Source organism: Nocardia sp. NPDC051463, assembly GCF_040681975.1.
Lineage (GTDB): Bacteria > Actinomycetota > Actinomycetes > Mycobacteriales > Mycobacteriaceae > Nocardia.
In genome coordinates this window covers 40,274-52,744 of record NZ_JBFBAB010000026.1, presented here as the reverse complement: position 1 = coordinate 52,744, position 12,471 = coordinate 40,274, and the positions used below count along the sequence as shown (strand labels likewise).

Below are 12,471 nucleotides of genomic sequence, written 5' to 3'. Positions count from 1 at the left end.
GCAGGTGCGCACGACACCGCCGACACGGAGGCCAACGATGTCCGATCTGCACGCCGCACCGCAACGCACCGGATGGTCGAGCCCGCTACGGCTGTTTCTCGCCGCGATGACCGTGATCGGCCTCGTCGTACCGAACGCCATGGTGATCGCGTACTTCAGCGGCTCGGAGCACACGCGAGCCGACTACTTCCGCGCCTGGACCGCGAGCCTGCCCTCCACTCAGCTGTTGGTCGACCTGACGATCGTGGTGATCGCCTTCCTGGGCTGGGCGCTGACCGAAGCGCTCGAGCTCCGGATCACACGCTGGTGGGTGCTGTCGGTCGGGCTGACCTTCGCCGTCGGCATCTGCTGTGCGGTGCCGCTGTTCCTACTTGTCCGTGAGCTGAACATGGATCGGATCCGCAATGCCGACAGTGGCGTGGGCGCAGCGCAGCGCTGATTGCGCCGCGGTGGCTCCGGGCTGCCCTCAGCTCACGGAGTGAATCAGCGCACGTCGCGCACCGGCAGCTTCGGGGTCTGCCTGCCCTGATGAGACACTGGACGGCGTGACGATGACTACCGAGGCGAAGACCACGCTGCGGATCGGACCGTATCCGGTCGATCCGCCGGTGGTGCTGGCGCCGATGGCGGGCATCACGAACTTGGCATTCCGCAAGCTGTGCCGGGAGTTCGGCAGCTCCACCTCGATCTATGTCTGCGAGATGATCACCGCGCGCGCAGTGGTCGAACGCAACGAGAAGACGCTGCACATGATGTCCTTCGACGAGGACGAGCACCCCCGCTCCATGCAGCTCTACGGCGTAGACCCGGCCACTCTCGGCGAGGCCGTGCGCATCATCGTCGGCGAGGGGTGGGCCGACCATATCGATCTCAACCTCGGGTGCCCGGTGCCCAAGGTCACCCGGCTCGGCGGTGGCGCGGCGCTGCCCTACAAGCGCGCCCTGTTCAGCAGAATCGTGCAGGCCATGGTCAGCGGCGCCGAACCGGCGGGCGTTCCGGTGACGGTGAAATTCCGCATCGGTATCGATGACGATCACCTGACCTATCTCGACGCGGGCCGCATCGCCGAGGCCGAGGGCGCCAAGGCCGTCGCACTGCACGCCCGCACGGCCGCACAGCGGTATTCCGGCCAGGCCGACTGGACCGCCATCGCCAGGCTCAAGGAAGCCGTGCAGACGATCCCGGTGCTCGGCAACGGCGATATCTTCTCCGCCGCCGACGCCGTCCGGATGATGGACGAAACCGGTTGCGACGGTGTCGTAGTCGGCCGCGGCTGCCTCGGCAGGCCGTGGCTGTTCGGCGAACTACAGGCGGCGCTGCGCGGTGAGCCGCTCCCGGAGGCACCGAATCTCGGACGCGTCGGTGAAGTGCTCTACCGGCACGCCGCACTGCTGTCCGAGCACCTCGGCGAGGACAAGGCGATGCGAGACCTGCGCAAGCACATGGCCTGGTATCTGATGGGCTTCCCGGTCGGTGCGGATCTGCGCCGGTCTTTCGCCACCGTGTCGCAGCTGACCGAGTTGCAAGATCTCATCGGACAACTCGATCCGCACGCCCCGTTCCCGCGCGACGCCGAGGGGCCGCGCGGACGCCAGGGCTCGCCGGGCAAGGTCGCACTGCCGCACGGCTGGCTCGACGATCCTGAGGATCCAGCCGTACCGGAGGGTGCGGATCTGATGCACAGCGGCGGCTGATTTCGCCAGGCCACGCACCACGCGAAACACCCGGGTGGCCTATTCGATTTCGCGCTGGGCTGGCTCGCCGTGGCGGAATCGTTATCATTGGCGGAATCGGTCATGCCGGGCGAACCGGCTCGGGCGCGATAAGCCACGCGGCGTAGACGAAAAGTGAGGTTCGTTGGTGGGTGACGATCGGCACGGGCGTTCGCCTCGGCCCGGAGATCGCGCCCCGTGGGAGCGGTATCCCACGGCGGATGACACCGAGCGAGATGAATCGCGGTCGTCCCGGCGGTCCAGGCATACCGATGGCCCCGAATCCGGCTCGGCACCGCTGACCGTTCAGGACATCGTCCAGAAGGTCGACAACGAACGCGGCGGTCGCAGGCGCAGGGCCGCCACCGAGGGCGAAGCCGCGCCGAGCGGCAGGCCGGCCCGGCGCCCCGAGACCGCGCGGCCCGTCGATAGTGCGCCCCAGCGCGAATCCGGCACCCCCCAGTCCCGGCAGCCGGCCAGCACGCCCCGACGTGAATCCGGCGCCCCGCAAGCACGGCCCGCAGGCAGCACGCCGCAACGACCGACCGAACCCGCGCGACCCGCAGGCGTCACCGGCGCGCGCCGCGCAGTGGCCTCCCCTGTCGTCGACGACATCGCGGGCGCACCGTCCGCGACCCGCCCCGCCGCCCGGCGCACCGCCGAGGACCCCAGGCGATCGGCACCGTCCGCACCGGGCGCGCAGGAACCACCCGAGGTCGTCACCGACATCATCCCGCCGGTCAAGGAACCCGCCAAGACCAAACGCCGCGGCGCCGGATGGCCGACGACCGAATCAGATAAGCGTGATCGGGCCGCACAACCGAAGACCGTCGGCAATCCACCGCTGTCGCGGCTCGCGGCGTCCAAGCAGCGCCGCAACAAGCGGCTTCAGATCGCCGGACGCGTCAGCGGTTCGATCTGCGCGGCAGTCGCGCTCCTGATCACCGGCGGCGGCTGGAGCTATCTGAACGCGACTGCGAATGGCTTCACCAAGGTCAACGCGATCGACGACAACTCCGAAGATGTCGTCGACTCCGGCGCTCAGCTCGGCGACGAGAACTTCCTGCTCGTCGGCACCGATACCCGCGCGGGCGTCAACGGACGACTCGGGGCCGGCACGGTCGACGATGCCGAGGGTGCTCGCGCGGATACCGCGATGCTGGTGCACATCCCGAAGAACCGCTCGCGAGTCGTCGTCGTGTCGTTTCCACGCGACCTCGACGTGACCCGGCCGCAGTGCAAAGGCTGGGACAACGACAAGCCGGGCTACACGCAGGAAACGTTTCCCTCCGCGATCGGCGGCAAGCTCAACGCCGTTTATGCCCTCGGCGGCCCCAAATGCCTCGTCTCCACGATTCAGCGACTGACCGGCAGCAACATCAATCACTTCATCGGTATCGACTTCGCTGGCTTCGAAGCAATGGTCGATGAGGTCGGCGGTGTCGAGGTCTGTGCACCGAAGCCGGTCAAGGACGAAATTCTCGGCACCGTTCTCGACACAGCAGGCAAGCAGCGGATCAACGGTGAGACCGCGTTGAATTATGTGCGCGCCCGGCATGTCTACGGCGAGGAACGCAGCGACTACGACCGCATCGCCCGACAGCAGCGGTTCCTCGCCTCACTACTACGCGGCGCCCTGTCCAGCAAGGTGCTGTTCGATCCGGGCAAATTGAACGGATTCATCAAGGCATTCACCGAAGCGACCTTCGTCGACGCGGTCAACGCGAGCGATCTGCTGACCCTCGGGCGGTCACTGCAGAAGATGGACGCTGGTGCGGTCACCTTCTTGACTATCCCGACGGCGGGCACCACCTCCTACGGCAACGAGATCCCGCGCGAGTCCGACATCAAGGCCATCTTCAAGGCGATCCGAGACGACCAACCGCTGCCCGGTGAGAAGAAGGTCGCGCCCGCACCCGGTTCGATCCCCTCGGCTCCGCCCACACCGCCGAAGCTGATCGCCGTGGATCCGAGCACGGTGTCACTACTGGTCTCCAATGGCTCGACCACCGTAGGCGCGGGGAGCAAGGCGGCCACCAAATTCGGCAACCAGGGCTTCCAGATCTACAACACCGCCAACTACTCGGGCGGCAACTCGGAGGTGGCCTCCAAGGTCCGCTACGGGAGCGGACATGAGGCCGAAGCGGCCACGGTGGCCAGCTCGATGCCAGGAGCGACGATGGAGCAGTCGAGCGATCTCGGCGGCATCATCGAAGTGGTGATCGGCGCCGACTACACAGGCAACATCCGCCCGCCGACACCGGTGGGCGATCCGATCTCGAACGTCAACGTCAGCGTCTCCTCGTCCCCGACGCCGGTGACGCTTCCCTCGGACCTGGAACACGTCAACGCCGCCGACGAAACCTGCAAGTAGCTCGTCGCGACTGCATCGACGAGGCTCCCGATGACTCACTCGTTCAAGTGCCGAATCCCGTACTGCCGCAACGATATTCGCTTCAATTCTGATCTAGATCAGGTAGAGCCGGAAGCGGTTGGATCAACATCATTCGGGGAGGGATTCTCAGGTGTTACACAAACTATTCTTCGTTGCAGCAGCATCCGCGTCAGCACTGACGCTGTTGGCGGGGCCGGCAGCGGCTGATAAACCAGATTGGGCTCACTACTGGCACAGTTACGAAACTCGGGAAAAATGCGAGCAAATACGGATAGAGTTCCAGCAGAGTGGAAATCGGGTCAGCGACAGCTGCGATTCCAATGGCGATGGCGGCTATAAGTTCTGGACGTAGCATATGACCGGCGCAGGTAATCACTGCAGTCCCACCGTCTCAGTCCCTGCGTTCGCCAGGACGACGGCGCGCTGTGCGAATTGCCTTGCCGGACAAAGCGGAAAGGCCCGCGCCGTAACGCGGGCTTTTCCGCTACTCTTAACTAACCGAAACGGCCGGAGATTTAGTCTTCCGCCAGCTTCTCGGGCTTACCCCTGGCCTCCAGGTTGAAGAAGCCGGTCTGGTCAGCCACACGCACGGCCTGCTCCATATTGTGGATGACGATTCAGCGCCACGCAACGAGCGCTCGGCAGACCTGCGTCCAGACAGCGATCTTCATCTGACGACTATCTCGGCCGCTTCGAGAGCAACATCCCCGACCGCCAAAGGTTCGCGGGCCGGGCCACGCAGCACCGACCCGTCGGTGATGCTGAATTTGCGCCCGTGGCAAGGGCACTCGATAGTGTCGCCGATTTTGGCGACAGCGCAGCCCTGATGGGGGCAGACGGCAGAGAAGGCGCGAAACTCACCGGGGGCCGGCTGGGTGACAACCAGACCTTGCTTTGGAAATATCCGCCCGCCACCGACAGGAATCTCGGCCGGCAAAGCCCGCAAGGGTCCGGAATCAGCACTGCCGCTCGCGCATCCGGCGGCGAGCACCGCGCCGACTCCGAGCAATACTCCGCGCCGCGTGCACCCGGTGCACGGCGGTGGATCGGAATGCGGTGCGGCAGGGTTGTTCATGTGGCCACCAGCAATCCGGTCGAGTACATCACCAGCCGTTCACCCCGCCGCCGTGCGTACCGGTCGTCGGATGGTGCGCGGGGTGGGGTGCGGGTGGGGCGGGAGGCGAGTCCGCGGTGGCCGGGCCGTAGTCGCGCAGCGGCAACGCTCCGAGCGCGAGGCCCGTCGAAGCCGCGACGGTGCCACCGATCATGAACCGGCGCCGTGTCGAAGAAGTCATCCCAGCCTGTCGCGATCAGAGTGAGCGGTATCCATAGTTTGGCAGCCCGAAAATAATCTTTCAACAGTCCGAATACGAACTGGTCGCGCGGTCATGACCGGCCCGAGCCACCGATGGGGACAGCGATGATCGCAATCGAATGCGATCCCGGTCACGCCACGGTTCGATATCGCACCCACGGCCGCTGCCACACTGTCGGAGCTGAGGCCCTGCTCCCAGCTGCGGCAACACCAGCGCAAACGACCGCAACCGGGCATTAACCCTGTGTTCGTGACTAGGTCAGGGCAGGGCACTAGTGTCTGAACTCATGCGTGTCATCTACAACGAGCAAATGGCCGATCTCGCTCACCTGCTGGGCGAGATGGCGGGTCTGGCGGGTTCGGCCATGGACCGGGCCACTCAGTCACTGCTCCAGGCCGACCTCGCCCTTGCCGAGTCGGTGATCACCGAATACGACCGGATCTCGGACATGATCCAGGACGCCGAAGAGAAGGCGTTTGCCCTGCTTGCGCTGCAGGCTCCCGTCGCGGGCGATCTGCGACAGGTGGTCAGCGCCATCCAGATCGTCGCCGACGTCAACCGGATGGGCGCGCTCGCGCTGCACGTCGCCAAGGTCACGCGACGCCGCCACCCCAACCACACCCTGCCGGAATCGGTCAACGGCTACTTCGCCGAAATGGGCCGCATCGCGGTGAACATGGGCGCGGGCGCCAAAGAGGTGCTCGAGACCCGCGACCCGGAGCGTGCGGCGCAACTCAACGTGGACGACGAGGCGATGGACGACCTGCACCGTCACCTCTTCACGCTGCTGATGGATCGCGACTGGAAGTACGGCGTCGCCGCGGCCGTCGACGTGACACTGCTGGGTCGCTACTACGAGCGTTTCGCCGACCACGCCGTGGAGATCGGCCGCCGCGTGATCTTCCTCGTCACCGGCGTCCTCCCCCCGGACCCCGACGCCGAAGCGTAACCGCGGCGCCGTTATTTCAGCCGTACTCGAGTGCCGCCCGGCTCGCATCGCGAGCCGGCGGTCGAGGACGCGGATGAATCCTGCGGGTACCCGGGCGCCGATGAAATCGGTTGCTGCCCGCCATGCCCGAGCACGAAAAAGGCCCGCACATCGGTGAATTCAAGGGGCGCCGCAACCTCTCACATCGAGAGTGTTGCGACGACCGCATGAACCCACGATCACGTGCGGGCCTTTTCGTCTGTCCTGCCTAACCGAAGCGGCCGGAGATGTAGTCTTCCGTCGCCTTCTGCCCCGGGTTGGAGAAGATCTTCTCGGTGTCGTCGATCTCGATCAGCTTGCCCGGCTTACCCTGTGCCTCCAGGTTGAAGAAGCCGGTCTGATCACTCACCCGCGCGGCCTGCTGCATGTTGTGGGTGACGATGACAATGGTGAATTCCTTCTTCAGCTCGGTGATCAGGTCCTCGATCGCCAGGGTGGAGATCGGGTCCAGCGCCGAGCACGGCTCGTCCATCAACAGCACGTCCGGCGAGACCGCGATCGCACGCGCGATGCACAGCCGCTGCTGCTGACCACCGGAGAGGCCGCCACCCGGCTTATCGAGCCGGTCCTTGACCTCGTTCCAGAGGTTGGCGCCACGCAACGAGCGCTCGGCGACCTCGTCGAGCTCCTTCTTGTTGCGCACGCCCTGCAACTTCAGCCCGGCCACCACATTGTCGCGAATCGACATGGTGGGGAACGGGTTCGGCCGCTGGAACACCATGCCGATGGTGCGGCGCACACCCACAGGATCGACCTGCGAGCCGTAGATGTCTTCGCCGTCGAGCAGCACGGCGCCCTCGACGCGAGCGTTCGGGGTGACCTCGTGCATCCGGTTGAGCGAGCGCAACACGGTGGACTTACCGCAACCGGACGGTCCGATGAAGGCAGTCACGCTGCGCGGCAGCACCGAGAGCTCGACATCGGCAACCGCATGGAATTTGCCGTAATAGATATTCAGGTCTTTGACGTCGATCCGCTTGGCCATCTGAGTATCCGTTCGCTTCTATCGGTTCCGCGTGAGCAGCTTGTTGACGACCGCCGCGGCCAGGTACAGCAGCGCGATGATCAGGATCAGCGTCAGCGCCGCACCCCACACCCGCAGTCGGCCCGCGGGTTCCGGGTTCGACAGCTCTTGGTAGATCAGCAGCGGTAGCGAGGCCATATTGCCGTCGAAGAGGTCGGTGTTGATCGACTTGCTGTAGCCGACGAGCACCAGCACCGGCGCCGTCTCGCCCATCACGCGGGCAAGGGCGAGCAGGATGCCGCTGAGCATGCCGGGCAATGCGGTCGGCACGACGATCCGCAGGATCGTCTTCCACTTCGGAATGCCTAGAGCATACGACGCCTCGCGTAGCTCGTCGGGCACAAGCTTCAGCATTTCCTCGGTGCTGCGCACGACCACCGGCAGCATCAGCAGCACCAGCGCGAGAGACACCGCGAAGGCGCTCTGCGGGAAGCCGAACGTGGCGATCCACAGCGCAAAGATGAACAGCGCCGCGACAATAGACGGCACGCCCGCCAGGATGTCCACCATGAAGGTGGTGGTCTTGGCCAGCCAACCGCGCCCGTATTCCACCAGATAGACCGCGGCCATGATGCCCAGCGGCACCGCGATGATCGCGGCGACCGAGGTCTGCACGATGGTGCCGTAGATCGCGTGGTAGACACCGCCCGCGAACTGGTCGGGCAGCACGCCCTTCTGCGACTTCTCCCACCAGTTCAATGAGGTGATCGCCTCGAACCCCTTGGTCACCACCATGAGCAGGACCCAGACCAGAGGCACGAGTGCGATGGCGAAGCACGCCCAGACCACACCGGTGGCGATGTTGTTGCGTATCCGGCGGCTCACGCTGACATGACGGAAGGTCGGCGCCTTGACCGGCTTGTCGAGTGTCGTCGTGGTCATTATCCGTTCACCCTTCCACCGGCCACCAGACGTGCCAGCGCGTTGACGACGAAGGTCAGCGCGAACAGCACGAAGCCGGCCGCAATGTAGGCGCCGGTCGGCAGCGGTGAACTGAATTCCGAAGCCGCAGAGGCGATCTTGGAGGCAAAGGTGAAGCCACCGTCGAACAGCGACCAGTGTCCGGCCTGGGCGGAGGTCCGCAGCACGAGCAGCACCGCGATCGTCTCGCCGAGGGCGCGACCGAGGCCGAGCATGGAGCCCGCGATGACACCACTGCGACCGTAGGGCAGCACCGTCATCCGGACCATCTCCCACTTCGTCGCGCCGAGCGCGTGCGCTGCCTCGATGTGCGCGGCGGGAGTCAGATTGAAGACCTCGCGCGAGACCGAGGTGATGATCGGCAGGATCATGACCGCGAGCACCACGCCCGCGGTGAAGATCGTGCCACCGCCGGAGATCGTGACGTTGCCATCGGAGAACAGGAACAGCCAGCCGAGGTTCCGGTTCAGGAACGTCTCCACCGGTTCCAACTGGGGCGCGAGCACGAGCACGCCCCACAGGCCGAAGACGATCGACGGCACCGCGGCGAGCAGGTCGACCAGCATCGCGAACGGACGCGCCATCGTCTTGGGCGAGTAGTGGGTCAAGAACAGCGCGATGCCCACACCCACGGGCACCGCGATCACCAAGGCCAGCATCGAGCTCAGCACCGTGACCATGAGCAGGTCGCGAATGCCGAAGCGCAGATGGTCGGCGTTGTTGGTGACGAACTCGGTACTGGTGAAGAAGTTCGCCTCGTTCGCCATGACCGAAGGCCACGCGCGGATCAACAGAAACAGCGCGATCAGTGCGATGGCGGCGACAATGGTGGCACCGGCTGCCGTGGCCAGCGACCGGAAGATGATCTCGGCCCGCTGGCTGTGGGCAGGACGAACCTTCTTGGCCGGTTCGGTGCTCGGTTCACTCGGCATAAGGGCAGTATCTCCAGCCGCCCGCGGGCCCGTCGAGTTCGACGAGCCCGCAGCGGTCACCTCAGGGTGCGCGGTCATGACGTTGCGATCAGGAGATGGCGTTGATCGCGGTGGTCAGCTTGGTCTTGAACTTGTCCGGGATCGGGATGTAACCGCTCTCGTCAAGGCCCTTCTGACCGTTGGTGGTCGCCGAGGTCAGGAAGGCCTTGACTGCCTTGGCAGTGTCGGCATCGGCGTACTTCGAGCACACGATCTCGTAGGTGGGCAGGATGATCGGGTAGGCACCCGCCTCGGTCGGCTTGTAGAACGAGCTGGTGTCGAGCACCAGGTCATTGCCCTCGCCCTTGAGCTTCACGCTGTCGATGGCCTTGCCCGCGGACGCGACGGTCAGCTTGACCGGGTCCTTGCTCGCGGAGGTGACGATCTGCGCGATGGACAGGTTCTGCGACTTCGCGAACGACCATTCGTTGTAGGTGATCGAGTTCTTGGTGCTCTTGATCGCGGCCGAGGTGCCCTCGTTGCCCTTCGCGCCCTCACCGACGCCGCCTGCGAAGACCTTGCCCGAACCCTTGCCCCACGCGCCGTCGGACGCCGCGTCGAGGTAGAGCTGGAAGTTGTCGGTGGTGCCCGACTCGTCGCTGCGGAAGATCACGGCGATCTTGTCAGAGGGGAGCTTGGCGTTCGGGTTCAACGCCTTGATCTCCGGGGCGTCCCACGTGGTGACCGCACCGTTGAAGACCTTGGCCGCGGTCGGGCCGTCGAGCACGAGGTCGGTGACGCCGTCGATGTTGTAGGTCACGGCGATCGGACCGAAGACGGTCGGCAGGTTCCATGCCGGGGCACCGCAGCGCTCCTGAGCCTTGGCAGGCTCTTCCTTCTTCGCGCTCAGCGGTGAATCGGAGCCACCGAAATCGGTCTGGCTGCCGAGGAACTCGTTGACGCCGGCGCCGGAGCCACTCGAGGTGTAGTTCAGGGTGTTGCCGTCGCAGTTGGTCTCGTAAGCGGCGATGAAACGCTCCATGGCGTTCTTCTGCGCCGACGAACCGCTGGCCTTGAGGGCCTTCTTGCCACCGCAGGCGACGCTGGTGTTGGCGGCGTTGCTCGTGTCGCTGGTCGCGGAGTTGTCGTCGCTGCCACAGGCGGCGAGAGTCATCGCTCCGACGGCCAGCACGCCGACGAAGGCGCTGCTGCGCTTGAAGTTCACTATTCCTCCGGGGAATCACGTCCGACACGCCCGGTCCCTCACCGGCCCGGGCGGGTGTTGTGGTGCCGTTCGCGAGGAACTTGCGCACCAGGCAGCTGCGCCGCCCACAAGTAACGTAGATTCGCTCGGTTGACAGTTGGACCAAGCTGAGTGAACGCCGAGTGAACAGCCCGGCGCGATTGAGCCCGGCAGGTGTGAGATTTGCCCCAGTGTTACTCGGGTAACCCCAAGGGTCCGCTTTTTATTCAGTCACGGGCCGCGTAGGCGACATCGACGTGCGCGGGAGCGAATCCGAGCCGGGTGTAGGTGCGCACGGCCGCGGTGTTGTCGGCTTCGGTGTAGAGCAGCACCTCGGCGAGATCGCGTTCACGCAGGTAGCGCAGTCCGGCGAGGGTGAGCAGGCGGCCGAGCCCACGACCCTGCGCAGCCGGATCGATACCGACCACGTACACCTCGCCGATCGCCGGGTCCTCGTCGTAATGCACCTTGGTCCAATGGAATCCGAGCACCCGACCGGGGTCGGCGGCATCGGCCGCGATGAACAGGCCTTTCGGATCGAACCACGGCTCGTTGCGCCGGACCTCGATATCGCGCTCGGTCCAGCCGCCCTGTTCCGGATGCCAGGCGAAGGCGGCCTTGTTCACCCGCAGCAGTTCGGCGTCGTCGGCGGGGCCGGCATAGGTGCGCAGCACGATCTCCGCCGGAACCTCCAGCTCAGGTAGCTCCGGTGTAGCCACAGCACGTCGCATCTGCCACAGCTCACGTGCTGTCACCATATTCAGACGGGCCGCGACGGCCTGCGCCTGCGGCCGATTGCCATGCGCCCAGACCCGGGTCCCGGCGCCGCCTTCGGCGAGCACCGCGTTGACCAGCAGCGTCCCGATGCCGTGACCGCGGGCCGCCGGATCGACCGCGACCTCGGCCATCGCCGGGTGCTCACCGTGCGCGGGAACAAGATTCGCGTATCCCGCGATCGCGCCGTCGTGACGCACGATCAGGTGCCGTGCGTCATCAGCGGCGGTCAACGACAACACGGCCTGCTCGGAGATCGGGGCGACGCCGTCGGCGGCGGTCGCCCGGTCCAGCAGTTCACGCACCGAACGCGCGACATCGACATCGACCTGTTCGATCCAGCGCATCGTCACTGCGGCACGGAGCCGTTCACGGGCGCGAACGGAGATTCGTCGGTGCCCTCGATCTCGTCCTCCTGGAGCGGGACCGGCTCGCCCTTTGCGGCCCTGGACGGGCGCACCGCCTTGTAGCCGACATTGCGCACGGTGCCGATCAGCGACTCGTACTCACTGCCGAGCTTGGCGCGCAGGCGACGCACGTGCACGTCGACCGTGCGGGTGCCACCGAAGAAGTCGTATCCCCACACCTCCTGTAGCAGCTGGGCCCGGGTGAACACCCGGCCCGCATGCTGCGCGAGGTACTTGAGGAGTTCGAATTCCTTATAGGTGAGATCGAGCGGACGCCCACGCAGACGCGCGGTGTAGGTGCCCTCATCGATCACCAACTCGCCGAGGGTGATCTTGCCGGTGTTCTCCGGGCTCGCCACCCCCCCTGTGCGACCGACCAGCAGCCGCAGTCGGGCGTCCAGTTCGGCGGGCCCGGTGCCGGGCAGCAGAATGTCGTCGAGGCCCCAATCGGCGTTCACAGCCACCAGGCCACCTTCGGTGAGCACAGCGACGACGGGCACCGACGAACCGGTGCTTCCGAGCAGCCGGCACAGGCCGCGCGCGGCGGCCAGGTCGGTGCGCGCGTCGACAAGTGCCACATCCGCGGTACCTGCTTCCAGCAGGGACGCCACCTCGGTCGGTGCCGGCCGCACGTTGTGCGCCAGCAGCGCGAGCGAGGGCAGTACCGACTCGGGGTTGGGGTCGGAGGTCAACAGGAGCAGCTCCACAAGCCCTCCTCCCATCTCGTCGCTCCGACGACAACAGCAGTAACCGCCGAAGCCACGTCGCTTAATCACAGGT

The 12,471-nt window shown here is 65.7% G+C and carries 12 protein-coding genes and 1 pseudogene; 4 read left to right on the top strand and 9 right to left on the bottom strand.

The genetic code is table 11. The annotated features are described in order from the left end of the window. Window positions 1-37 precede the first annotated feature (37 nt). The 3 genes from AB0M74_RS27380 to AB0M74_RS27370 all read left to right on the top strand — a co-directional run bounded on the left by AB0M74_RS27380 (window position 38) and on the right by AB0M74_RS27370 (window position 4,086). Window positions 38-439: a DUF2834 domain-containing protein gene (locus tag AB0M74_RS27380; RefSeq protein WP_366529166.1), complete on the top strand. Its 402-nt coding sequence runs from the start codon at window positions 38-40 to the stop codon at window positions 437-439. 112 nt (window positions 440-551) lie between these two features. Further along, window positions 552-1,694 carry a tRNA dihydrouridine synthase DusB gene (gene dusB / locus AB0M74_RS27375; RefSeq protein ID WP_366529218.1) on the top strand — a complete coding sequence of 381 codons (1,143 nt, stop codon included), beginning with the start codon at window positions 552-554 and terminating at the stop codon, window positions 1,692-1,694. Between the two features lie 166 nt (window positions 1,695-1,860). Next, complete coding sequence (locus AB0M74_RS27370) at window positions 1,861-4,086, top strand: LCP family protein (protein ID WP_366529165.1); 2,226 nt, start codon at window positions 1,861-1,863, stop codon at window positions 4,084-4,086. A gap of 557 nt (window positions 4,087-4,643) precedes the next feature. On the opposite strand, the pseudogene pstB (AB0M74_RS27365) reads toward AB0M74_RS27370, so the two are convergent. From pstB (AB0M74_RS27365) to AB0M74_RS27355, 3 genes and pseudogenes are all read right to left on the bottom strand, one after another. Continuing rightward, a pseudogene (gene pstB, locus AB0M74_RS27365) lies at window positions 4,644-4,724 on the bottom strand (phosphate ABC transporter ATP-binding protein); the annotation flags it as partial. 50 nt (window positions 4,725-4,774) lie between these two features. Further along, window positions 4,775-5,182 carry a Rieske (2Fe-2S) protein gene (locus AB0M74_RS27360; RefSeq protein ID WP_366529164.1) on the bottom strand — a complete coding sequence of 136 codons (408 nt, stop codon included), beginning with the start codon at window positions 5,180-5,182 and terminating at the stop codon, window positions 4,775-4,777. Window positions 5,183-5,210: 28 nt separating this feature from the next. Next, window positions 5,211-5,375, bottom strand: a complete 165-nt coding sequence (locus AB0M74_RS27355; RefSeq protein ID WP_366529163.1) for a hypothetical protein — start codon at window positions 5,373-5,375, stop codon at window positions 5,211-5,213. Window positions 5,376-5,709: 334 nt separating this feature from the next. Between AB0M74_RS27355 and phoU the strand changes: the two genes are divergently transcribed. Next, a complete protein-coding gene (gene phoU, locus AB0M74_RS27350; RefSeq protein ID WP_366529162.1) occupies window positions 5,710-6,372 on the top strand; it encodes a phosphate signaling complex protein PhoU in 663 nt (220 codons plus the stop codon). Between the two features lie 247 nt (window positions 6,373-6,619). On the opposite strand, the gene pstB (AB0M74_RS27345) is transcribed toward phoU, so the two are convergent. The 6 genes from pstB (AB0M74_RS27345) to AB0M74_RS27320 form a co-directional block, all read right to left on the bottom strand. Further along, window positions 6,620-7,396 carry a phosphate ABC transporter ATP-binding protein PstB gene (gene pstB / locus AB0M74_RS27345; protein WP_366529161.1) on the bottom strand — a complete coding sequence of 259 codons (777 nt, stop codon included), beginning with the start codon at window positions 7,394-7,396 and terminating at the stop codon, window positions 6,620-6,622. A gap of 18 nt (window positions 7,397-7,414) precedes the next feature. After that, window positions 7,415-8,317: a phosphate ABC transporter permease PstA gene (gene pstA, locus AB0M74_RS27340; RefSeq protein WP_366529160.1), complete on the bottom strand. Its 903-nt coding sequence runs from the start codon at window positions 8,315-8,317 to the stop codon at window positions 7,415-7,417. Then, window positions 8,317-9,288 (bottom strand): phosphate ABC transporter permease subunit PstC, encoded by a 972-nt coding sequence (gene pstC / locus AB0M74_RS27335; RefSeq protein ID WP_366529159.1) that lies wholly within the window; start codon window positions 9,286-9,288, stop codon window positions 8,317-8,319. Before pstC ends, pstA begins: the two co-directional genes overlap by 1 nt. A gap of 88 nt (window positions 9,289-9,376) precedes the next feature. Beyond that, window positions 9,377-10,492 carry a phosphate ABC transporter substrate-binding protein PstS gene (gene pstS / locus AB0M74_RS27330; RefSeq protein WP_366529158.1) on the bottom strand — a complete coding sequence of 372 codons (1,116 nt, stop codon included), beginning with the start codon at window positions 10,490-10,492 and terminating at the stop codon, window positions 9,377-9,379. 245 nt (window positions 10,493-10,737) lie between these two features. After that, window positions 10,738-11,631: a mycothiol synthase gene (gene mshD, locus AB0M74_RS27325; RefSeq protein ID WP_366529217.1), complete on the bottom strand. Its 894-nt coding sequence runs from the start codon at window positions 11,629-11,631 to the stop codon at window positions 10,738-10,740. Window positions 11,632-11,633: 2 nt separating this feature from the next. Beyond that, window positions 11,634-12,398 (bottom strand): response regulator transcription factor, encoded by a 765-nt coding sequence (locus AB0M74_RS27320; RefSeq protein ID WP_366529157.1) that lies wholly within the window; start codon window positions 12,396-12,398, stop codon window positions 11,634-11,636. Between the last annotated feature and the right edge of the window lie 73 nt (window positions 12,399-12,471).

Bases quoted from the DNA above. Each gene is read 5' to 3' on its own strand.
- AB0M74_RS27380 (WP_366529166.1), top strand. From the start codon at position 38: ATGTCCGATCTGCACGCCGCACCGCAACGCACCGGATGGTCGAGCCCG.
- dusB (WP_366529218.1), top strand. From the start codon at position 552: ATGACTACCGAGGCGAAGACCACGCTGCGGATCGGACCGTATCCGGTC.
- AB0M74_RS27360 (WP_366529164.1), bottom strand. From the start codon at position 5,182: ATGAACAACCCTGCCGCACCGCATTCCGATCCACCGCCGTGCACCGGG.
- AB0M74_RS27355 (WP_366529163.1), bottom strand. From the start codon at position 5,375: ATGATCGGTGGCACCGTCGCGGCTTCGACGGGCCTCGCGCTCGGAGCG.
- phoU (WP_366529162.1), top strand. From the start codon at position 5,710: ATGCGTGTCATCTACAACGAGCAAATGGCCGATCTCGCTCACCTGCTG.
- pstB (WP_366529161.1), bottom strand. From the start codon at position 7,396: ATGGCCAAGCGGATCGACGTCAAAGACCTGAATATCTATTACGGCAAA.
- pstA (WP_366529160.1), bottom strand. From the start codon at position 8,317: ATGACCACGACGACACTCGACAAGCCGGTCAAGGCGCCGACCTTCCGT.
- pstC (WP_366529159.1), bottom strand. From the start codon at position 9,288: ATGCCGAGTGAACCGAGCACCGAACCGGCCAAGAAGGTTCGTCCTGCC.
- mshD (WP_366529217.1), bottom strand. From the start codon at position 11,631: ATGCGCTGGATCGAACAGGTCGATGTCGATGTCGCGCGTTCGGTGCGT.